Annotated in this window: 21 protein-coding genes and 1 tRNA gene; 14 read left to right on the top strand and 8 right to left on the bottom strand. The window is 65.8% G+C overall.

Annotation, left to right across the window (positions count from 1 at the left end):
* Window positions 1–3: 3 nt before the first annotated feature.
* The 6 genes from AXA74_RS18030 (at window position 4) to AXA74_RS18005 (ending at window position 7,515) form a co-directional block, all read left to right on the top strand.
* Window positions 4–1,572, top strand: coding sequence for a murein hydrolase activator EnvC family protein (locus tag AXA74_RS18030; RefSeq protein WP_032979527.1), 1,569 nt, complete (start codon window positions 4–6; stop codon window positions 1,570–1,572).
* A gap of 27 nt (window positions 1,573–1,599) precedes the next feature.
* Window positions 1,600–3,051 carry a S41 family peptidase gene (locus AXA74_RS18025; RefSeq protein ID WP_029577927.1) on the top strand — a complete coding sequence of 484 codons (1,452 nt, stop codon included), beginning with the start codon at window positions 1,600–1,602 and terminating at the stop codon, window positions 3,049–3,051.
* Entirely contained in the window at window positions 3,048–3,797 is a 750-nt protein-coding gene (locus AXA74_RS18020; RefSeq protein ID WP_032979526.1) for a HesA/MoeB/ThiF family protein, read from the top strand. The genes AXA74_RS18025 and AXA74_RS18020 overlap by 4 nt, the downstream gene beginning before the upstream one ends.
* 72 nt (window positions 3,798–3,869) lie before the next feature.
* A complete protein-coding gene (locus AXA74_RS18015; protein ID WP_032958468.1) occupies window positions 3,870–4,568 on the top strand; it encodes a FadR/GntR family transcriptional regulator in 699 nt (232 codons plus the stop codon).
* 4 nt (window positions 4,569–4,572) lie between these two features.
* Window positions 4,573–5,985 carry an FAD-binding oxidoreductase gene (locus AXA74_RS18010; RefSeq protein WP_032979525.1) on the top strand — a complete coding sequence of 471 codons (1,413 nt, stop codon included), beginning with the start codon at window positions 4,573–4,575 and terminating at the stop codon, window positions 5,983–5,985.
* Between the two features lie 99 nt (window positions 5,986–6,084).
* Window positions 6,085–7,515: an aldehyde dehydrogenase family protein gene (locus AXA74_RS18005; RefSeq protein WP_029577931.1), complete on the top strand. Its 1,431-nt coding sequence runs from the start codon at window positions 6,085–6,087 to the stop codon at window positions 7,513–7,515.
* Window positions 7,516–7,572: 57 nt separating this feature from the next.
* Here AXA74_RS18005 and AXA74_RS18000 read toward each other — a convergent pair whose 3' ends face one another.
* The gene (locus tag AXA74_RS18000; RefSeq protein WP_029577932.1) at window positions 7,573–8,556 is read right to left on the bottom strand and encodes a TerC family protein; all 984 of its coding nucleotides are present in this window, start codon (window positions 8,554–8,556) and stop codon (window positions 7,573–7,575) included.
* Window positions 8,557–8,658: 102 nt separating this feature from the next.
* Between AXA74_RS18000 and AXA74_RS17995 the strand changes: the two genes are divergently transcribed.
* Together AXA74_RS17995 and AXA74_RS17990 are read left to right on the top strand one after the other, a co-directional pair.
* A complete protein-coding gene (locus AXA74_RS17995; protein WP_029577933.1) occupies window positions 8,659–9,552 on the top strand; it encodes a LysR family transcriptional regulator in 894 nt (297 codons plus the stop codon).
* A 70-nt stretch (window positions 9,553–9,622) separates the two neighbouring features.
* Window positions 9,623–9,985 carry a hypothetical protein gene (locus AXA74_RS17990; protein ID WP_029577934.1) on the top strand — a complete coding sequence of 121 codons (363 nt, stop codon included), beginning with the start codon at window positions 9,623–9,625 and terminating at the stop codon, window positions 9,983–9,985.
* A gap of 31 nt (window positions 9,986–10,016) precedes the next feature.
* On the opposite strand, the gene thiC is transcribed toward AXA74_RS17990, so the two are convergent.
* Entirely contained in the window at window positions 10,017–11,930 is a 1,914-nt protein-coding gene (gene thiC / locus AXA74_RS17985) for a phosphomethylpyrimidine synthase ThiC (protein WP_029577935.1), read from the bottom strand.
* A gap of 292 nt (window positions 11,931–12,222) precedes the next feature.
* Here thiC and AXA74_RS17980 point away from each other — a divergent pair, with 292 nt between their 5' ends.
* Window positions 12,223–12,789: a SecDF P1 head subdomain-containing protein gene (locus tag AXA74_RS17980; RefSeq protein WP_032958466.1), complete on the top strand. Its 567-nt coding sequence runs from the start codon at window positions 12,223–12,225 to the stop codon at window positions 12,787–12,789.
* 17 nt (window positions 12,790–12,806) lie between these two features.
* Here AXA74_RS17980 and AXA74_RS17975 read toward each other — a convergent pair whose 3' ends face one another.
* Together AXA74_RS17975 and AXA74_RS17970 are read right to left on the bottom strand one after the other, a co-directional pair.
* Window positions 12,807–13,181 (bottom strand): helix-turn-helix domain-containing protein, encoded by a 375-nt coding sequence (locus AXA74_RS17975; RefSeq protein WP_029577937.1) that lies wholly within the window; start codon window positions 13,179–13,181, stop codon window positions 12,807–12,809.
* Between the two features lie 124 nt (window positions 13,182–13,305).
* Complete coding sequence (locus AXA74_RS17970; protein ID WP_029577938.1) at window positions 13,306–13,719, bottom strand: helix-turn-helix domain-containing protein; 414 nt, start codon at window positions 13,717–13,719, stop codon at window positions 13,306–13,308.
* Between the two features lie 160 nt (window positions 13,720–13,879).
* Here AXA74_RS17970 and AXA74_RS17965 point away from each other — a divergent pair, with 160 nt between their 5' ends.
* Window positions 13,880–14,578 carry a response regulator transcription factor gene (locus AXA74_RS17965; RefSeq protein ID WP_223850482.1) on the top strand — a complete coding sequence of 233 codons (699 nt, stop codon included), beginning with the start codon at window positions 13,880–13,882 and terminating at the stop codon, window positions 14,576–14,578.
* Between the two features lie 7 nt (window positions 14,579–14,585).
* On the opposite strand, the gene proB is transcribed toward AXA74_RS17965, so the two are convergent.
* The 4 genes from proB to rplU all read right to left on the bottom strand — a co-directional run bounded on the left by proB (window position 14,586) and on the right by rplU (window position 17,625).
* Entirely contained in the window at window positions 14,586–15,719 is a 1,134-nt protein-coding gene (gene proB / locus AXA74_RS17960) for a glutamate 5-kinase (RefSeq protein WP_032979524.1), read from the bottom strand.
* Window positions 15,720–15,781: 62 nt separating this feature from the next.
* Entirely contained in the window at window positions 15,782–16,900 is a 1,119-nt protein-coding gene (gene obgE, locus AXA74_RS17955; RefSeq protein WP_029577941.1) for a GTPase ObgE, read from the bottom strand.
* Between the two features lie 120 nt (window positions 16,901–17,020).
* Window positions 17,021–17,281 carry a 50S ribosomal protein L27 gene (rpmA, locus tag AXA74_RS17950; protein ID WP_029577942.1) on the bottom strand — a complete coding sequence of 87 codons (261 nt, stop codon included), beginning with the start codon at window positions 17,279–17,281 and terminating at the stop codon, window positions 17,021–17,023.
* 32 nt (window positions 17,282–17,313) lie between these two features.
* Window positions 17,314–17,625, bottom strand: coding sequence for a 50S ribosomal protein L21 (rplU, locus tag AXA74_RS17945; protein ID WP_005016713.1), 312 nt, complete (start codon window positions 17,623–17,625; stop codon window positions 17,314–17,316).
* A 311-nt stretch (window positions 17,626–17,936) separates the two neighbouring features.
* Here rplU and ispB point away from each other — a divergent pair, with 311 nt between their 5' ends.
* The 4 genes from ispB to tssC all read left to right on the top strand — a co-directional run bounded on the left by ispB (window position 17,937) and on the right by tssC (window position 21,464).
* Window positions 17,937–18,902 carry an octaprenyl diphosphate synthase gene (gene ispB / locus AXA74_RS17940; protein ID WP_029577943.1) on the top strand — a complete coding sequence of 322 codons (966 nt, stop codon included), beginning with the start codon at window positions 17,937–17,939 and terminating at the stop codon, window positions 18,900–18,902.
* Between the two features lie 98 nt (window positions 18,903–19,000).
* Window positions 19,001–19,077: transfer RNA gene (locus tag AXA74_RS17935), tRNA-Pro, on the top strand.
* Between the two features lie 297 nt (window positions 19,078–19,374).
* Window positions 19,375–19,914: a type VI secretion system contractile sheath small subunit gene (gene tssB / locus AXA74_RS17930; protein WP_029577944.1), complete on the top strand. Its 540-nt coding sequence runs from the start codon at window positions 19,375–19,377 to the stop codon at window positions 19,912–19,914.
* Window positions 19,915–19,958: 44 nt separating this feature from the next.
* Entirely contained in the window at window positions 19,959–21,464 is a 1,506-nt protein-coding gene (gene tssC, locus AXA74_RS17925; RefSeq protein ID WP_032964163.1) for a type VI secretion system contractile sheath large subunit, read from the top strand.
* Window positions 21,465–21,478 lie beyond the last annotated feature (14 nt).

Here is a 21,478-nt window from a genome sequence, read left to right as displayed (position 1 = left end):
TGCATGCGGTTCGCAGCGGGTTTGCTGGGTATGGCCGTCGCGGCGTGGGTGCCGCTGGCGGCGCAGGCGGCGCCAGGCGATCTGGCCAACCGCCAGTCGGAGGCCGAACGGCAGCAGGCGGCGCTGCGCAATCGCATCGATTCCTTGCAGAAAATGATTGACGAACGCGAAGCCGCCCGCAAGGAGGCGGCCGACGCGCTCAAGGCATCCGAGTCCGCGATCTCCTCCATCAACCGGCGGCTGCGTGAGCTGGCCGACAGCAGCCGGCTGGCCGAAGGCGACCTGGCCTCGCTCGAAAAGCAGATTGCCCACCAGACCGAAGTCTTGCAGCAGCGGCGCACCCAGCTCGCCGACCAGCTCAAGGCCCAATATACGAGCGGCCTGTCTCCCTGGACCGAACTGCTCTCGGGCGGCGATCCCCAGGAGCTCGGCCGCAATCTGGGCTACCTGGAATACGTCTCCCGGGCCCGCGCCCAGGCGGTGACCGAAGTGCGGCAGGACATCGACCGCCTGACCGCCCTGCAAAAGCGTGCCGACGCCCGGCGCGAGGACCTCCAGCGCCTGACCACCGAGACCGCCAACGAGAAGCAGGCCCTCGTGGCGCAGCAGAAAGAGCGCGCGACCCTGTTGGCGAAATTAGAGGGGCAGATAGAAGCGCAGCGCGCCGAGGCGACCCGCCTGGGCCGTGATGACCAGCGTCTGTCCCGCCTGATCGACGATCTGGGCGTCGCCATCACCCGGCAGGCCGAGGAAGAGGCCCGCCGCCGCGCCGCCGAGGAAGCCCGGCGCAAGGCCGAGGAGGCCCGCAAGGCCGAAGAAGCCCGCAAAGCCGAGGAGGCCCGCAAGGCCGAACTGGCCCGCAAGGCCGAAGAAGCCCGCAAGGCTGAAGAAGCCCGCCGGGCCGAGGCCGCCCGCAAGGCCCAGGAGGCCCGGCGCAGCCGCGATGCCGAGGAGGCCTCGCGTGTGCGGGAACAGGCCGAGGCGGCGCTCGAGCGCGGACGCGGCCCCTCCGTGGTGGCCGATCCCGAAGGGGCCGGGCTCAGGCCGGCCGATACCACCCATCCGCGCCTGGTCGAGTCGCGCGAACCTGCCGCGGCCAAGCCTGTCCAAGCGGTAAAGCCGGAACCGGAAGCGCCCGCCCGGCCCGTCGCGCGCGAAGACGCGCGGCCCCTGGTGGGCGGCGGCAGCGGCCTGCGCCGCGGCCTGCCGCCGCCGGTGCGCGGGCAGGTACAAGGCCGATTCGGCGTGAGCCGCCCCGACGGCGGCGTCTGGCGCGGTATCGTTCTGCGCGCCCCGGAGGGCACGGCGGTCAAATCCGTGGCGCCCGGCACCGTGGTCTACGCGGAATGGCTGCGCGGTTTTGGCAATCTGATCATCGTGGATCACGGCCAGCAATACCTGACGGTCTACGCTTACAACCAGAGCCTGCTCAAACGGGTGGGCGACCGCGTGGCAACGGGAGATACTATTGCTACAGTGGGGGCTACCGGCGGCCAGGTGGAATCGGGCCTATACTTTGAAATTCGCCACAGTGGCGCCCCGGTGGACCCAGCTCAGTGGCTGGCCCAATAAATCGGGCATCAAAATCAGGATGTGTGCATGAGCACTCGCAAGTTTCGCGGTTTCGGTCTGGTCGCCACGGGCATCGTGGCAGGCATACTGCTGAGCGTGGGCGTCACCGCGGTCGCACAGCGGGGCAGCCCCTTGCCACTGGACGAATTGCGCCAGCTGACCAATGTCTTTGCCGCGATCAAGAACAACTACGTTGAGCAGGTCGACGACAAGACCCTGATCAGCAATGCGATCTCGGGCATGGTGTCCAACCTCGACCCGCATTCGGCCTACCTCGACGCCGACGCCTTCCGCGAAATGCAGACGGCCACGCAAGGCGAGTTCGGCGGCCTGGGCATCGAGGTCGGCGCCGAGGACGGTTTCGTCAAGGTGATTTCTCCCATCGAAGACACGCCGGCCGCGCGCGCCGGCATCATGGCCGGAGACCTCATCATCAAGATCGACGACACCCCGACCAAGGGCATGTCGCTCAATGACGCCGTCAAGCTGATGCGCGGCAAGCCCAAGTCTCCGATCACGCTGACCATCATGCGCGCGGATCGCCCGCAGCCCATCGTGGTCAAGATCGTGCGCGACATCATCAAGGTGCGCAGCGTGCGCAGCAAGATGCTGGACGACGGCGTGGCCTATGTGCGCATCGCGCAATTCCAGGAAAAAACCGGTCCGGACCTGGCCCGCCACCTGAATGAACTCGGCGCCAAGGGCGCGCCCAAGGGCCTGGTGCTCGACCTGCGCAACGACCCGGGCGGCCTGCTGACCAGCGCCATCGGCGTGGCGGGCGCCTTCCTGCCGCCGGACGCGCTGGTGGTCTCCACCGATGGCCGCACGCCGGATTCGCGCCACAAGTACCTGGCGACGCCGTCGGAGTACGCGCGCGGCGAAGGCAATTACCTGAGCGGCATCCCGGGCTGGACCAAGACCGTGCCCATGGTGGTGCTGGTCAACGTCGGTTCGGCCTCGGCCTCCGAAATCGTGGCCGGCGCGTTGCAGGATCACAAGCGCGCCAAGGTGCTGGGCAACCGCACCTTCGGCAAGGGCTCGGTCCAGGTCATCCTGCCGCTGTCCGAGACCACGGCGGTCAAGCTCACCACGTCGCGCTACTTCACGCCCAGCGGCCGCTCCATCCAGGCCACCGGCATCGAGCCGGACTACGTCGTGGCCGACACGGCCGATGGCGACCTGTTCCGCCTGCCGCGCGAGGCCGACCTGCAGCGCCATCTGTCCAACCAGCAAAGCCCGAACGCCGAAGTGAAGTCCGATCCCAGCGAGAACCCCGACACGCCCGCGGGCAAGGTGTTCGAGTTCGGCGGCAAGGACGACTTCCAGCTGCTGCAGGCCATCAACCTGCTGCAGGGCAAGGCGGTGCAGAAAGGATCGGCCCGCGCCCAGGCCAAGGCCGATATCAAGCCCAATGCATCGGGGGCGACGCAGCGCATGACGATCACGCCGTCCGGAGTCGAACCCGCCGGCAAAAAATGAACGATCAGCAACTGCTGCGCTATGCCCGACACATCCTGCTCGACGATCTCGGCATCGAAGGGCAGGAGCGCTTCCTGGCCGCAAAAGTCCTGATCATCGGCGCGGGCGGGCTGGGTTCGCCCGCGGCGCTCTATCTGGCCACGGCCGGCATCGGCCACATCACGCTCGTGGACGACGACATCGTCGAGCTGTCCAATCTGCAGCGCCAGATCCTGCACACCACCGCCAGCCTGGGCCGTCCCAAGGCCGAGTCCGGCCGCGAGATGCTGGCGGCCTTCAATCCCGAGGTCGAAGTCCAGGCCAGGGTGGAGCGCCTGCAAGGCGAGAGCATGGCCCAGGCCGTGGCCGCCGCCGATATCGTGCTGGATTGCTGCGACAACTTCGCCACCCGGCATGCCATCAACCGGGCTTGCGTGCGGCATCGCAAGCCCCTGGTCTCGGGGGCGGCCATCCGCTACGACGGCCAGGTCAGCACCTATGACCTGCGGCGCGACGACGCGCCCTGCTATCACTGTCTTTTTCCCGAGTCTGACGAGGCCGAAGACATCAACTGCGCCACCACGGGCGTGCTGGCCCCGCTGGTGGGCATCATCGGCACCACGCAGGCCGCCGAGGCGCTGAAACTGGCCTCGGGCCTGGGCCAGACCTTGGCCGGCCGCCTGCTGCAGCTGGATGTGCGCAGCATGCAGTGGCATAGCGTCAACGTGCCCCGCGACCCCGACTGCCCCGTCTGCCGCCACCGTTGAGCCGATGGCCTGGACAGGCAGGATCGCCAAAAGTTATCAGATAACCTGAAATCTTCCGGCTATAATCCGCCCATGCAAACCAGGACACTGACCGAGCAGGTCTCCCGCCAGCTGGCCGACGAGATCGGCCGCGGGCGATATGCCGTAGGCGAAAAACTGCCTTCGGGCCGGGCGCTGGCCGAGCGCTACGGCGTGAGCGCGGCCGTGATACGCGAGGCGACCGAGCGCCTGCGCACCCAGGGTCTGGTGCGCACGCGCCAGGGATCCGGGTGCACCGTGATCGCCCGCACGGGCGCGCAGGGTTTCCAGGTGCCGCCGGACGTCGGCCTGGATCGCGCGGCCCTGGGCGCCGTTTACGAGTTGCGCATGGATCTGGAGGCCGGCGCGGCCGCGCTGGCGGCCCGGCGCCGCGACGCGGCCGACCTCCAGGCCATGCAAGCGGCGCTGTCGGCGCTTGGGCAGCATCTCGAAGACCCGGTGCAGGGCAGCGAGCATGACGTGGCCTTTCACCTGGCGATCGCCAGCGCCACGCACAACGATCACTATCGCCGCCTGCTGCAATACCTCAATCTGCAATTGCGCCAGGCGGTGACCGCCGCGCGCGCCAATACTGCCCGCCAGCAAGGCCTGGCCCGCGCCGTGCACGGCGAACACATCGCCGTCTTCGAAGCCATCCAGGCGGGCGACGCCGATGCCGCCCGCGGCGCGGCATTGCGCCACTTGCACAATGCCGCCGGCCGGCTGCAACTCGATTTCTCCCTTACCGCCTGAAGCCATGAGCCAAAACACTTTTGCCGAACGCCTGACCGCCGCCCTGGGCCCCGATGTGGTGCTCACACGGCCCGACGATATTGCCCCCTGGCTGGCCGATTGGCGCGGCATGTACAAGGGCCAGGCCCAGGCCGTGCTGCGCCCGCGCACGACCGGGGAGGTCTCGCGCGCCTTGGCCTTGTGCCAGGCCGAAAGCGTGCCCGTGGTGCCGCGCGGCGGCAATACCGGTCTATGCGGCGCGGCCACGCCGGACGCCTCGCCCGCCAACGTGGTCCTCAGCCTGGACCGCATGAACGCCATCCGTTCCATCGACACCATCGCCAACACCATGGTGGCCGAGGCCGGCTGCATACTCGGCAACCTGCGGCGTGCCGCCCAGGAGGCCGGGCGGCTTCTGCCCCTGAGCCTGGCGGCCGAAGACTCCAGCCAGATCGGCGGCAACGTCGCCACCAATGCGGGCGGCGTCAATGTCGTGCGCTACGGCATGACGCGGGAGCTGGTCCTGGGCCTGGAGGCGGTGCTGCCTACCGGCGAGATCTTCCACGGCCTGCGCACGCTGCGCAAGGACAACACCGGCTATGACCTCAAGCAGCTGCTGATCGGCTCGGAAGGCACGCTGGGCGTGATTACCGCCGTGGCGCTGCGGCTATTTCCGCGCACCGACGTGCGTACGGTCGTCCTGGCCGCGGTGGACTCGCCGGCGCAGGCGCTCTCGCTCTACGAGCTCCTGTTCCAGGCCTGCGGCGCGCGGTTGCAGGCGTATGAATTCTTCACCGGAGATTGCCTGGATCTGGTGCTGCGGCACGCCGAAGGCGTGCAGGAGCCGTTCGCGCAGCGCTATCCGGGCTATGTGCTGATGGAGCTGGCCGACACCGAAGACGAAGCCGCCTTGACGGCCCTGCTCGAGAAGGTGATCGGCCGGGCGCTGGAAGAAGGCCTGTGCCTGGATGCCGCGGTATCGGCGTCGCTGGCGCAATTGCAGGCCCTGTGGAAGCTGCGTGAAGAGATTTCCGAGGCGCAGCGCGCCGACGGTCCGCATCTGAAGCACGATGTGTCGCTGCCCATCGAGAAAATCCCCGACTTCATGCACAGCGCCCAGCAACGGGTGCGGGAGCTGGACCCCGGCATCCGCTTTTATATCTTCGGGCATTTCGGCGACGGCAATCTGCACTACAACCTGTCACGCCCGGAAGGCGCCCCGCGTGACTGGGCGGCCCGGGACGGCGCGCGCGTGACCGACGCGGTGCTCGACGAAGTCCATCGCTACGGCGGCAGCATCAGCGCCGAGCACGGCATCGGGCAGCTCAAGCGCGACCACTTCCTGCATACCAAGGATCCGCTGGAGCTGCGCCTGATGGCGGGCATCAAGCGACTGGTGGATCCGGCGGGGATCATGAATCCCGGCAAGCTGCTGTAATCCCCACGGCAAGGCAGGCCTCTCGGGGCCATGCCGTCCGTGGCGGCAATAATAAACCCGGCGGGCCAGGGCCCGCCTCATTCCAGAGGTAGAGACAACATGCATGCGAATTACATCGGTGGCGCCTGGGTGGAAGGCACCGACGCCCGGCCGAATATCAATCCCTCCAATCTGGCCGACGTCATCGGCCACTACGCGCAGGCCGATGCCGCGCAGACGCGCCAGGCCATCGAGGCCGCCGTGGCCGCATCGCGCGAGTGGGCCTATGCCACCGGCCAGCGCCGCGCCGACGTGCTCGATGCCGCCGGCAGCGAGATCCTGGCGCGCCGCGAAGAGCTTGGCCGCCTGCTGGCCCGTGAAGAGGGCAAGACCCTGCCCGAAGCCATCGGCGAAGTCGTGCGCGCGGGCAATATCTTCAAATTCTTCGCCGGCGAAGCCATGCGCGTTCCGGGCGAGAAGCTGCCCATGGGCCGCCCGGGCATCGATGCCGAAATCACCCGCGAACCCGTGGGCGTGGTGGGTATCATCGCCCCGTGGAACTTCCCCATCGCCATTCCGGCCTGGAAGATCGCGCCGGCCCTGGCCTACGGCAACACCGTGGTGTTCAAGCCCGCCGACCTGGTGCCGGCCAGCGCCTGGGCCTTGGCCGAGATCCTCAGCCGCGCCGGGCTGCCGGCCGGCGCCTTCAACCTCGTGATGGGCCGGGGTACCGTGGTGGGCCAGGCCATCCTGAGCGACCCCCGGGTCAATGCCATCAGCTTCACCGGCTCGGTATCCACCGGCCGCCGGGTGCTGGAGGCCGCCATGCCGCGCATGGCCAAGGTGCAGCTCGAAATGGGCGGCAAGAACCCCATGGTCGTGCTGGACGACGCGGACCTCAAGGTGGCCGTCGAGGCCGCCGTCAACGGCGCCTTCTTCTCCACCGGCCAGCGCTGCACGGCGTCGAGCCGCCTCATCGTACAGAAAGGCATCTATCCGCGCTTTGTCGAGGCAGTACAAGCCCGCATGGAAGGCCTGAAGATCGATGACGCGCTGTTGCCCGGCACCGACATCGGCCCGGTGGTCGACCAGAGCCAGCTCGACCAGGACCTGAACTACATCGCCATCGGCCGCGACGAAGGCGCCCGCCTGGCCACCGGCGGCGTGCGTGTCAAGCGCGCCACCGAGGGCTTCTTCCTCACGCCGGCGCTATTCACCGATTGCAGCAACGAGATGCGCATCAGCCGCGAGGAAATCTTCGGGCCGGTGGCCGCCGTCATTCCGGTCGACAGCTTCGAGGAGGCCCTGGCCGTGGCCAATGACACCGAGTTCGGCCTGTCGGCGGGCATCTGCACCACCTCGCTCAAGTACGCCACGCAGTTCAAGCGCGAAGCCCAGGCCGGCATGGTCATGGTCAATTGCGCGACGGCAGGCGTGGACTACCATGTGCCGTTTGGCGGCCGCAAGGGCTCGAGCTACGGCCCGCGTGAGCAGGGCCGCTACGCCGCCGAGTTCTACACCACGGTCAAGACCGCCTACACGCAGGCCTGAGCGCTTGCGCGGGCAAAGGCCGCCCCCGTTGGGGGCGGCCTTTTGCCATGTGGAGCCTTAACCGGCTTGTGGTTCGCCGCGGGTCTTCCACAGCGAGTACAGGATGCCGGCGGCGATCAGGCCGAAAGTCACCGACAGCGAGAGGGTGGCGGGCACCTTGCCCACCAGCCCGTGCAGGAAGATCTTGCCGCCGATGAACACCAGCACCAGGGCCAGGGCGTACTTCAGGTAATGGAAGCGGTGTATCAGGGCCGACAGCGCGAAGTACAGGGCGCGCAGGCCGAGGATCGCGAAGATATTGCTGGTGTAGACGATGAAGGGGTCGGTCGTGATGGCGAAAATGGCCGGCACCGAGTCCACCGCGAACAGCAGGTCCACGAATTCGATCAATACCAGGGCCAGCAGCAGCGGCGTGGCAAAGCGCAGCTTGCGTTGGGTCGCCGGGTCGGTTTCCACCACCGTGAAGGCATTGCCGCGCAAGCCGTCGGTCACGCGCATGCGGCGCTTGAGAAACTTGAGGATGGCGTTGTTCTCGATATCGGGCGCTTCGTCCACCATGCGCCACATCTTGACGCCGGTATAGACCAGGAATGCGCCGAACAGATACATCACCCAGCCGAACTGGCTCACCAGCGCCGTGCCCAGGCCGATCATGATGGCGCGCAGGATGATGACGCCGAGGATGCCCCAGAACAGCACCCGGTGCTGGTAGCGGCGGGGGATGGCGAAATAGGTGAAGATCAGCGCGATCACGAAAACGTTGTCCATGGACAGCGATTTTTCGATCAGAAAGCCCGTGTAGTAGGCCATGCTGCTCTCGGCGCCCATCTGCCACCAGATCCAGGCGCCAAAGGCCAGGGCGGCCGCGATATAGCCGGCCGACAGCAGCAGGCTTTCGCGCACGCCGATCTCGCGCTCCTCTTTGTGCAGCACGCCGAGGTCGAAGGCCAGCAAGGCCACGACCACGCCCAGAAACAGCAGCCAGCTCCACACCGGCGTGCCAAGGAAATCGTTCAGAAAGAAAGTCATCAAGGCGTCCATGCTTTACCTCGTCTCGGAAGGTTGCCATCTTCCGGCCGTGGAGCTTCCCTATAAATCAGCCTGAAATTGAGTTATGGTTCGGAAAAACCGAAGTGAAATCCCATGCTCAATTACCGGCATCTTTACTATTTCTGGGCCGTGGCCAAGGAGGGAGGCTTTGCGCGCGCGGCCGAGCGCCTGGACATGGCCATCCAGACCATCAGCGCCCAGGTGCGCGAGCTCGAGCGCAATCTGGGACATCAATTGCTCAAGCCCGCTGGCCGCGGCGTGGCCCTGACCGAGGCGGGCGAGGCGGCTTTCGCGCGCGCCGAGGAAATCTTCCAGATCGGTCAGCAGCTGGCCAACGATGTGCGCGCGGCCGCCACGCGGCCCATGATGCGCTTGGCTATCGGCCTGTCCGATGGTATTTCCAAGCTGGCCGTCCATGCCCTGTTGGGCCCCATCCTGGACACGCCCGACCTGCGCCTGACCTGCCACGAGGGCGAGGTCGACGAGCTGTTGGGCGAGCTCACCCGCCATCATCTCGACCTGGTGCTGACCGGGCAGGGTGCGCCGCCCAATCCCAATCTGCGCCTGATCAGCGAGCGCCTGGTCTCGGCCCCGGTGGATTGGTATGGGCCGGCGCGCTGGGTGCGCCGCGGCGATGTCGCGGCCTTTCCGCACACGCTGGCGCGTGTGCCGGTCCTGTTGCCGACCGGACATTCGGTGTTGCGCCAGACACTGGACCGCTGGTTCGAGGAGCAGGGCATCGTGCCGCAGATCGTGGCGGAATTCGAGGACAGCGCCCTGATGGCTGTCTTCGCGGCCCGCGGTCTGGGCGTCTTTCCCTTGAGCCGCATGGGCGGGGAGGACGTCCGCCTGCTCCATGGGCTGCGCCCCTTGGGCCGCTGCGAGGACGTCCACGAAGAAATCCACGCCATCCGTACCCGCCGCGGGCAGCAGCATCCCTTGCTGCGGCGGATACTCGAACAGGCCAGGACTTCGGTTTTTTCGTAGCTTTCATTCTATTTGTTCTGGTTTTTCATCGGCCACGGCGCCGCTATGCTGGTTTTTTTGCGGAGCTGTCATGAAAAAACTCATCTGGCTGTCCTTTGCCGTGCTGGCCGGCCTTTGGACCCTCACCATCTGGCTGCTGCTGCGCCTGAGCGACTGGATGCTGGGAGCGATCGCCTCGGCCAACCTGCCCGGCGGCGCCGCGCAGGTGCCGGACTGGGCCGGGCCTTGGATGGACGGCCCCTGGATGCCCATGCTGCAGCAGGTGCTGCTGGACCTGGCCCAGGCCGTCAATGCCGTGCTGCCCATGGCCGGCGGCCTGTCGGCGGTGATCGGCGTCGTGGGATGGATCTTCTGGGGCGGCATCATGCTGGCCCTCTTGGCCGTGGCGGCCGGCCTGCATTGGCTGGCGGCCAGAAAAAAAGCCGCCCTTTGACAGGGCGGCTCCGGGGACCGTGGCCGGCCGCTTAGCTGCGGTGATAGACCTCGGCGCCCTTTTTCACGAACTCGACCGCCTTTTCCTGCATGCCCTGGGTCAGGGCCTGCTGTTCCGACAGGCCTTGGCTGGCGGCATAGTCACGCACGTCCTGCGTGATCTTCATGCTGCAGAAGTGCGGGCCGCACATCGAGCAGAAGTGCGCCACCTTCATCGAATCCTTGGGCAAGGTCTCGTCGTGGAACTCGCGCGCGGTGTCGGGGTCCAGGCCGAGGTTGAATTGGTCTTCCCAGCGGAACTCGAAGCGCGCCTTGGATAGCGCGTTGTCGCGCACGGCGGCGCCGGGGTGGCCCTTGGCCAGGTCGGCGGCATGGGCGGCGATCTTGTACGTGATGATGCCGTCCTTGACGTCCTTCTTGTTGGGCAGGCCCAGGTGCTCCTTGGGCGTGACATAGCACAGCATGGCGGTGCCGTACCAGCCGATCAGCGCCGCCCCGATGCCCGAGGTGATGTGGTCATAGCCGGGCGCGATGTCGGTGGTCAGCGGCCCCAAGGTATAGAAGGGCGCCTCATGACAGTGCTCCAGCTGCAACTCCATGTTTTCCTTGATCATCTGCATGGGCACGTGGCCCGGGCCTTCGATCATGACTTGGACATCGTGCTTCCAGGCGACCTGGGTCAGTTCGCCCAGGGTCTTGAGCTCCGCGAACTGGGCCTCGTCGTTGGCGTCGTAGCCCGAGCCGGGCCGCAAGCCGTCGCCCAGCGAGAAGCTGACGTCATAGGCCTTCATGATCTCGCAGATTTCCTCGAAACGCTCATAGAGGAAGCTCTCCTTGTGGTGCGCCAGGCACCACTTGGCCATGATGGAGCCGCCGCGCGAAACAATGCCCGTCATGCGGTCGGCCGTCATGGGGATGAAAGGCAGGCGCACGCCGGCGTGGATGGTGAAATAGTCCACACCCTGCTCGGCCTGCTCGATCAGCGTGTCGCGGAAGATCTCCCAGGTCAGCTCTTCGGCCTTGCCGTCGACCTTCTCCAGCGCCTGGTAGATCGGCACGGTGCCGATGGGCACGGGAGAATTACGGATGATCCATTCGCGCGTTTCATGGATGTGCTTGCCGGTGGACAGGTCCATGACGGTATCGCCGCCCCAGCGGATGGCCCAGGTCATCTTCTCGACTTCTTCGCCGATGCCCGAGCTGACGGCGGAATTGCCGATGTTGGCATTGATCTTCACCAGGAAGTTGCGGCCGATGATCATCGGCTCGATTTCCGGGTGATTGATGTTGGCCGGAATGATGGCGCGGCCGCGCGCAATCTCATCACGCACGAATTCCGGCGTGATGGCGGCCGGGATGGCCGCGCCGAAGGATTGGCCCGGGTGCTGGCGCAGCAGTCGGCGGGCCAGCTTCTCGCCCTCCGGACCGCTGGCGCGCAGCGATTCGATGTATTGCTCGCGGCGCAGGCTTTCGCGGATGGCGACATATTCCATTTCCGGCGTGACGATGCCGCGGCGGGCATAGTGCATCTGGGTCACGTTGGCGCCGGCCTTGGCGCGCCGGGGCGGGCGGCGCAGGTCAAAGCGCATGGCCGTCAGCTTGGGATCCTCCAGGCGCGCGCGGCCGTATTCGCTGGTCGGGCCGTCCAGGATCTCCACGTCGCCGCGCTCATCGATCCATTGCCGGCGCACTTCCGGCAGGCCGCGGCGGATGTCGATCTTGGCTTGCGGATCGGTGTAGGGGCCGCTGGTGTCGTAGACGGTCAGGGGAGGATTGTGCTCGCCGCCGAACATCGTCGGCGTATCTTGCTGCTCGATTTCCCGGAAGGGCACGCGGATATCGGGCCGGGAGCCGACTTCGTAGATCTTGCGGGACTTGGGAAGCGGGGCGACGGCTGCCGCGTCGACCTCGGCCGTGGCGGCCAGGAACTTCGGGTTGGCATTCATGGAAAGCTCCAAAGAAAATGGAGCCGAATCGGGATCTCCTTCCCGGCGGGCACTGCCCCCGGGAAAGACGCTCCCAGCATCGGCATTATCCGTACTGGTACGAAGGGACTCTCTCAACACGCGCGCCTTGCGGCGCGCGAGTACCCCTGCGTGACCCGCAGTATAGGCCGTATTGGGTCTTTACATCTGGAAGCAGTCCGGCGTGAAGCCACGTAATATGGCCCTGTAAACTTTCTCCATGGGCCAGGCCAAGTCCTCCTGGTACGCAAGCCAACCTCAGAAGGAATCCATCATGCAACTGACTATGCGAAAACTTGCACCGGCAGCCTTGATCGCGGTCTTGGCGCTGGCGGGATGCGCGGCCCCGAAGGGGGGAGACAAGACGGCGGCGAGCAGCGAACAGGGCACGACGGCCGCCCCGGCCCCGGCGGCCACCAGCGCCGTGGTCGAGTTCTATATCGCCACGACCGACGCCGATCCCTCCCTGACGCCGGTCAAGGTCTCCGATGGCACGCTGTATCTGCAGCGTATGCCGGTGCTCACGCGCGCCGACCTGACCGAGGCCCAGGCCCTCGTGGATCGCCAGGGCCAGAACTTCGTCGGCCTGCGCTTTAGCGAAGCCGGCACGCGCAAGCTGACCGAAGTCAGCACGCAGAACGTGGGCAAGATGCTGGTGCTGGTCATCGACCGCGAACTCATCGCCGCGCCGCGCATCGCCGAGCCTCTCAACAAGGGCGTGCTGGCCTTCGGCGTGCCCACGGCCAATGCCGCGACTTCCATCGCCGCCAGGATCCGCGGCGACGCCGCGCCCGCGGCGGCGCCGGCGCCGGCTTCCGTGCCGGGCGCGCCCAAGCGCTAAGGCAAGGCGTCATCGCCTCAAGGCCCGCCCTTGCCGGCGGGCTTTTTCATGGCGGCCTCCTCCGGCGGCCATTCCAGGCAGGCCCTGATGTAGGTGTGGATCAGCCGGTCCAGAATGAACTGGTCGCGGGGATGCAGGGCCGGCGCCTGTGGGGCGGGCTCTTGCAGCTCCACCACCCCTCTGAGATCGCGCGGGCCGGCGCCCGTCTCCAGCCAATCGAGGTGGACGTGCAGCGCCCGCGCCAGCCGGCGCGTCGCGCGGCTGCTATGTCGGCGTCCGCATTCATAGCTGGCGATGGCGCTTTGTGAAAGGCCCGCCACACGCGCCAGGGCCTGCTGCGTGTAACCCCGCAATACGCGAGCTTCTCTCAATCTGTCTGAAAAGGTGTTCACGCCGGGATTGAAGCGTGAGCCACGCTTACCTTGGTGTTCAAATCAAGCACCTACGTGATTGGCGGGGGTAGAAGCGCGGGTGAGCCGGACGCAGCGTAGTAGCGACAGTCGACGGGCCGCAGGGTCAGCGGGCTTTTCTGGGCCGGGCAGGGCGGGAAGGCTGGCTGGGTTCGGCCTGGCAGGCCTCGATAAAGCTGCGCACCGTGTTTTCCAGCAGGCGCTGGTCGCGCTTGGACAGCGCGGCGATGTGCGCCGGCGTCACCGTCCGGAAAGGCCAGGGCGCGTTGCCGCCCGACATCTCGGGCGGGGGCTCGGCCAGCGAGGCGCCGGGATCCATCGGGCCTCGGCCCATTTCGAGCCAGTCCAGGCTGACATTCAACACCAGCGCCAGGCGTCGGACAGACCGGCTGCTCAGGCGCTGGCTGGTTTCGTAGCTCCCGATGGCGCTTTGCGACAAACCGCATGCGCGTGCGAGATCCTGCTGGGTGTAACCCCGCAATGCACGCGCTTGTCTCAATCGGTCTGAAAAAGTCTTCACAGGCTGATTGAATCGTGGGATTAAATTACTTTGGTGATTAATTAAACCACTTATGTGGTTTGGATAACGTCACTTGAACCTACCCACCCTGATGCAATCTTCTCGAGATATGGATGCAGGACAGCCATCATTCTGGAAAGTGGACAGCGCGGATGGCCGTGTGCTGAGGACCCCGGTCCTGGCGCTGGTCAACTGCCAGGGAGCGGCACTGTCCACCAGCGATCAAGACTACCTGGAGACGGCCTTTCGGCGCGGCGGCTGGCTGGTGCACAGCATAGCCATCGACGGCGACTGGCAGCTCAAGCTCGGCGAACTCACGCCGGACGTGCTGCTGGTGCGCAGCGGGGCCGCCGGGACCGCCTGCGTTACGCACATTATCAGACTGGTGAAAGAGCGAGGGCAGGGCGTGTGCGTGGCAGTGCAGTACGGCGACGTTGCGCCGGGCCTGCGCATCGCCGCCCTCAAGGCCGGGGCGGACCTCTGCTTCAGCCTGACCGACACGGGCGGTCCATGGCTGGCGGCCGAACTGCTGGCCGTGGTCCAGGCGGCGCGCCGCTCCCGCAGCCTGGGTCTGTCGCGGGGCTGGAGCCTGAGCGACACGCGGCGCACGCTGTTCGGGCCGGAGGGCGTCACGTTGCCGCTGACGCCCATCGAGGGCAAGTTCCTGGCCGGTCTGTTTGCCTCGCCTGGCTGTTGCGTGCGGCGCAGCGCCAATGCTCAAGGTATGCAATCCCGCCGCCTGGACGTGCTGGTTTCGCGGCTGCGCAGCAAGGCGCGGCAGGCCGGCGTGGACCTGCCGTTGCGCGCCGTGCGCCACTGGGGGTATATCTTCCTGTCCGAACTGACCGAACAGCCCTGAACCGGGGCTATTCGGTGATTACGAGGTTGTCACGGTGCACCAGCTCCGGGTCCGTCATGCTGCCCAGGATGTGCGTGATCTGCGATGACGGATGGCGCATGATGCGGCGCGTATCCGAGGACGAATAATTGACCAGTCCGCGCGCGCATTCCCGGCCCGCCGCGTCCACGCAGGCCACGACGTCGCCGCGCTCGAACTCGCCCTGCACCTCGGTCACGCCGATGGGCAGCAGGCTCTTGCCTTCATTGAGCAGGGCGCGCACGGCGCCTTCGTCCAGCACCAGGCGCCCGCGCAGGCGCAGGTGATCGGCCAGCCATTGTTTGCGCGCCGACCACACCGGCAGGGCCGCCTGCAGTTCGGTGCCGATGCATTCGCCTTGCGCCAGGCGGGTCAGGACATTGCGTTCCCGCCCTGAAGCGATCACGGTATGGGCGCCGCTATGGGCGGCGCGCTTGGCCGCCAGGATCTTGGTCAACATGCCGCCCGTGCCCACGCCGCTGCCGGCGCCGCCGGCCATGGCTTCCAGGGTCGCATCGCCCGCCTGGGCATGCGAGATGAAACGGGCGTCGGGATTCTTGCGGGGATCGGCCTCATAAAGGCCGCGCTGGTCGGTCAGGATGATGAGGGAATCTGCCTCGATGAGGTTGGTGACCAGCGCGCCCAGGGTGTCGTTGTCGCCCAGGCGGATTTCATCCGTGACCACGGTATCGTTCTCGTTGACGATAGGCACCACGCCCATGCGCAGCAGTGCAAACAGCGTGGAGCGCGCGTTCAGATAGCGATGGCGGTCCGCCAGGTCTTCGTGGGTCAGCAGGATCTGCGCGGTGCGCAGGCCGTGTTCGGCAAAGGCGGCTTCATAGGCCTGGCACAGGCCCATCTGGCCCACCGCGGCGGCAGCCTGCAGCTCGTGCATGACCGACGGGCGCTTGCGCCAGCCCAGGCGGGCCATGCCTTCGGCGATGGCCCCGCTGGAAACCAGCACAACCTGCTTGCCCTGCTTGTGCAGGGCCGCGATCTGGGCCGCCCAGTGGCTGACCGCCGCGCGGTCCAGGCCGCGGCCTTCATTGGTGACGAGAGAGGATCCGACTTTGGCAACCAGGCGGTTGGCCGAGGCAATTACCGAGATAGGGGTGGCAGTCATGGTGATGACCAGGGAGGTTTCGAGGGCTGGCCGCGCCGGCGGCCGTTGACGCGGGACGGAGTTTATTCGTCACCGCCAGGCGGCAGGCCGCGCGTCGTATCGAAACGCGGGTCCTCGTGCACGTAGCTGCCGTCCGCCTTGTCCTGGTCGATCTGGTCCTTCTGCTTCTCGGCGTCCAGGTAGTCCTGCAATGCCCAGATCAATTCCTGGGTGCCTTCACCGTTGAGACCGGAAATGCCGAATACCGGTCCCGTCCAGCCGAATGCCTCGCAGAAGCGCTTTTTCATGGACACCGGATCGGCGACCATGTCCAGCTTGTTCAGGACCAGCCAGCGCGGCTTGGCGGCCAGTTCCGGATCGTAGCGGCGCAGTTCCTCGACGATGGCGCGGGCATTGTGCACCGCGGCGTCGACGGGATCGGCATCGGGATCCGGGCTGGAGACATCCACCAGGTGCAGCAGCACGCGGGTGCGCGCCAGGTGGCGCAGAAAGAGATGGCCCAGGCCGGCGCCTTCGGAGGCGCCTTCGATCAGCCCCGGGATATCGGCAACCACGAAGCTGCGCGACGGCGAGGTGCGCACCACGCCCAGATTGGGATGCAGCGTCGTAAAGGGATAATCGGCGATCTTGGGGCGCGCATTGGAAATGCGGCTGATCAGGGTCGATTTGCCCGCATTGGGCAGGCCCAGCAGGCCTACGTCGGCCAGGACCTTCAACTCCAGGCGCAGGCGGCGCTGCTCGCCTTCCTTGCCCGGGGTCCACTGGCGCGGCGCGCGGTTGACGCTGGACTTGAAATGGATATTGCCCAGGCCGCCCTGGCCGCCGGCGGCCAGCGTGACCTGCTCGCCATGGCGGTTCAGGTCGAACAGGACTTCGCCGGTATCGGCGTCATGCACCACCGTTCCCACGGGGACGCGCAGCGTGATATCGGGCGCGGCCGCGCCATACTGATCGGAGCCGCGGCCGTTCTCGCCATTCTTGGCGCGATGCAGGCGCGCATAGCGGAAGTCGATCAGGGTATTGATATTGCGGTCGGCCACGGCAAAGATGCTGCCGCCGCGGCCGCCATCGCCGCCGTCCGGGCCGCCGCGGGGGATGAATTTTTCGCGGCGAAAGCTCGCCACGCCATTGCCGCCTTTGCCGGCGATCACTTCGATGGTGGCTTCGTCAACGAATTTCATGGTGCGTGTACACGGATAGAAAGCCGGCGCGGTGCCGCGCGGCATGGGGAATATTCTGCCTGAAAACAAAAGGCCCTGCCGGGTTGCGGCAGGGCCCTCGCGTTCTGGTCGGAGCGCCGATCAGTTGGCGGCTTCCACCCAGACGGTGGCTTTGTTCAGCGCACCCTTGGTGCCGAACTTGACCTTGCCGTCCGCCAGGGCGAACAGGGTGTGGTCCTTGCCCACGCCCACGTTCACGCCGGGGTGAAAGCGGGTGCCGCGCTGGCGCACGATGATCGAGCCAGCCAGGATTTGCTGGCCGCCGTACACCTTGACGCCCAGGCGCTTCGATTCTGAGTCGCGGCCGTTGCGAGTTGAGCCGCCGCCCTTTTTCTGTGCCATGTTTTAGCTCCTGCTAAAAAACCGTGAATCCATTAAGCCGTGATGGCTTCGATGCGGATTTCGGTGTAGTTCTGACGGTGGCCCTGACGCTTCTGATAGTGCTTGCGACGGCGCATCTTGAAGATCTTGACCTTGTCGTGCCGGCCATGCGCAAGAACCGTAGCCTTGACCACAGCGCCGGCGACGAGAGGCGTGCCAACTTTCAGCTGGTCGCCTTCGCCCACGGACAGCACTTGGTCCAGGGTGATTTCTTGCCCAATGTCAGCAGGTATCTGTTCTACCTTGAGTTTTTCGCCAGCGGCAACGCGATACTGCTTGCCACCGGTTTTTACGACCGCGTACATGGGGTTTTCCTTAAAAGAAAGAGCAGGATGTCAGCCATCCCTGATCGGCCTCGAAATTCCAAAGCCGAGCCCATGATTCTAGCCCGTGACCTAGGGGATGTCAAAAAATCGCTTTTGGCTTAAGGGCTTAGGCGTCGCGTCCCGGGCACACCGTCGATAAAATGGGGGCGGTCCCCAGCTTTCGGGAGCCGCTTCCCGCTCGGGCGGCCCGTCTCGGACAGCCCGTATAATCCCCCGGAAATCCACTGCCCCTGGCGGTGGCCTGGCGGTAAGAGCCCTCCAAACGGCTCGTTTCACAATCCGGATACGTCTTGAATCTCCCCGCGCTCATTGCCCCCATTGTTGACGATATGAAAGCCGTCGATGCGGTTATCCGCGAGCGGCTGAACTCCGATGTCGTGCTGATCCGCACCATCGGTGACTACATCATCGGTGCGGGGGGCAAGCGGATGCGGCCGGCCATGGTGCTCATGGTGGCCCGCGCCCTGGGCTACCAGGGTACGCATCATCAACTGCTGGCCGCCGTGGTCGAGTTCATCCACACGGCCACCTTGCTGCATGACGACGTGGTCGACGAATCCGACCTGCGCCGCGGGCGCCAGACCGCCAATGCCGTGTTCGGCAATGCCGCCAGCGTGCTGGTGGGCGACTACCTGTACTCGCGCTCCTTCGAAATGATGGTCGAGGCCGATTCCATGCGGATCATGCGGATCCTCTCGGAAGCCACCACCGTCATCGCCGAGGGCGAAGTGCTCCAGCTTCTCAACGTCCACGATCCGGATGTGTCCCAGGAGCGTTATCTGCAGGTCGTGCGCTACAAAACCGCCAAGCTGTTTGAAGCCGCCGCCCAAGTGGGCGCCGTGCTGGCCGGCGCCACCCCCGAGCAGGAGGCCGCCGCCGCGGCCTACGGCCGCCATGTGGGCACGGCTTTCCAGCTCATCGACGACGTCCTGGACTACAGCGGCGATGCCTTGGCGCTGGGCAAGAACGTGGGCGATGACCTGCGCGAGGGCAAGCCCACGCTGCCCCTGATCCGCGTCATGGAGGTTGGCACGCCCGCGCAGCAGGAATTGATCCGCAAGGCCATCGAGACCGGCGATGCCGACTTCGCCGCGGTGGCCGTGGCCATCCAGGAAACCGACGCGCTGGCCCATGCCCGCCGGGCCGCCGAAGCCGAGGCCCAGAAAGCGCGCGAGGCGATTTCCGTCTACCCGGTTTCCATTTATCAAAAATCTCTGTTAGAATTCTGCGCTTTCGCGGTGAACAGAGATCGCTAGATCCGAGGCGCATGCGAAAATTGCGAAAGCGTCGCTGAAGCAGTGGCGGTGGCCCTAGCGGTAGCCGTGGACGCTTCAGCGAGGAGTTGATAGAAAATCGGGGCGTAGCTCAGTCTGGTAGAGTACTGCGTTCGGGACGCAGGAGTCGGAGGTTCGAATCCTCTCGCCCCGACCAATCTTCAACGGTCAATTCAGTAGTTTCAGGGTGTGGCGCCGCCGCACCCATCGGCAAGAGCCGGCACCGCCCATGCGCTGCCGGCTTTTTTGCGTCCGCGCGGCCAGCCCATGGGCTGGCGTAGCGGCATGCAGGCCGTTTCTGTGTTTCCTGTGCGCTTGTGAGCGGCCTGCCGGGGCGGGCCTGGCCGCGCCACGCTTTTCGGATTCATTGACGGCTGTGGGCCCGGATTTTCATTGATACCTTAGATCGCAAGCCGCAACGGCTGATCGATATCTGGCGATCATGGGAGATCCGATGAGCAGTTTACAAAAGTGGGTGGGGCGCAATCGGGCGCCTCGTGTTCAGATCACCTACGACGTTGAAAACGGCGGGGCCATCGAAAAACGCGAGTTGCCCATGGTGGTCGGCGTCATGGCCGATCTGTCCGGCCATCCCGCCTCGCCCCTGCCCAAACTCAAGGAGCGGCGCTTCGTCGAGATCGACCGCGATAACTTCGACGAGATTCTTGCCCGCATCGGCCCCCGGCTGGACCTGAGCGTGCCGGATACGGCCAAGGGGCAGGGCAATCTGCGGGTGGTGCTCGAATTCTCCCGGTTTGCCGACTTCCATCCTGAAAGCTTGGTGCAGCAGGTGCCGCGCCTGAAGCGCCTGCTGGAGGCCCGCCACCAGCTGCGCGACCTGCTGGCCAAGCTGGATGGCAATGACGAGCTCGATTCCATCCTGGACCGCGTGGTGCGCAGCACCGAAGAGCTCAAGGTCTTGCATGACGAGGTTGCGCAGTCCGATGCTGCCTCGCCCGCCGAAGCGCCGGCCAGCGGCGCCGAACCGAGCTGATACGGCGACCCCCGTCCCCCGTTTCCTATCAAGGTGGTAAATCCATGGCTACTGAAAATACGCCGGACACGGCCGATGCGCCGACTCTCGCGGCAGCGCCCGCAACAGCCGAGCTTCCCCTGCTGGACCGCATCGTCCTCGAAGGCAATATGGCGGTCGAGCCTTCCCAGAGCGGCTACGCCAAGCAGTTGATCGGGCAACTCGCCACGCAGATCCTGGACGAGGGCATGCGTACCAGTCCGGACAAATCCGTTGTGGCGATGATCCACGAGCGCATCGCGGAAATCGACGCGCTGTTGTCGGATCAGCTCAATGCCATCATGCACGATCCGGCCTTCCAGCAGCTCGAGGCGGCATGGACGGGCCTGCATGATTTCGTGTTCGGCACGCAGACCAGCTCACGCCTGAAGCTGAGGCTGCTCAATGTCAGCAAGAAAGACCTGCTCAAGGATCTTGAGAACGCGGTCGACCACGATATGAGCGTGCTGTTCAAGAAGGTATACGAGGACGAGTACGGCACCTTCGGCGGCATTCCCTATAGCCTTCTGATCGGCGATTACCAGTTTGGCCGCCACCCCAAGGACATCGCGCTGCTGGAGCGGATCTCTCGCGTGGCCTCGGCGGCGCACGCGCCTTTTGTCTCCGGCGTGTCGCCCAGCCTGTTCGACCTCAAGTCCTTCACGGACATGGGTGTGACGCGGGACCTGTCCAAGGTGTTCGAGAGCGCCGAGCTGGCCGCTTGGCGGCACTTCCGCGAAAGCGAGGACTCGCGTTATGTGTGCCTCGTCCTTCCTTCCTATGCAGCGAGGCTGCCCTATGGGCAAGCGCAGCAGCCGGTCGAGTCCTTCAATTTCGAGGAAGATGTGCAGGATGCCGAACACGGCAAATACTTGTGGGCCAATGCGGCCTACCAGCTCGGTCTGCGAATTACCTCGGCCTTTGCCCAGTACAGCTGGGCCACCGCCATACGCGGCGTCGAAGGCGGCGGCCGCGTGCAAGGCATGGCCGCCCATGCCTACAAGACCGGCGAGGGCGATGTCGCGATCAAATGCCCCACCGAAGTCACGATTACGGATCGCCGCGAAAAAGAGCTGAGCGACCTCGGTTTCGTCGCGTTGGTCAATGCCAAGGGAAGCGGCGAGGCGACGTTCTTCGGCAGCCAGACTGTCAACCGTCCCAAGGTCTACAACACGCCCGCGGCCAACGCCAATGCCCAGCTGTCCGCACGGCTGCCCTATGTGTTGGCGGCGTCGCGATTCGCGCACTATATCAAGGTCATCATGCGCGACAAGATCGGCAGCTTCCAGTCGCGCGCCGATGTCGAGCGCTACCTCAATAATTGGATCGCGGATTACGTCCTGATCAATCCTTCGGCCTCGCATGAGCAAAAGGCCAGTTATCCGTTGAGCGAAGCACGGGTGGATGTCACCGAAGTCGCGGGGCGGCCCGGCGCCTATCGCGCGACCTGCTTTCTCAAGCCGCATTACCAGATGGAAGAGCTCACCGCGTCCATCCGCCTGGTGGCCGACCTGCCCGCCGCGGCGGCCTAATCTCAAAGACTACG

This window comes from Bordetella hinzii LMG 13501 (genome assembly GCF_001548475.1).
Classification (GTDB): domain Bacteria; phylum Pseudomonadota; class Gammaproteobacteria; order Burkholderiales; family Burkholderiaceae_B; genus Bordetella; species Bordetella hinzii.
This window is presented reverse-complemented; position numbering and strand designations above follow the sequence as displayed.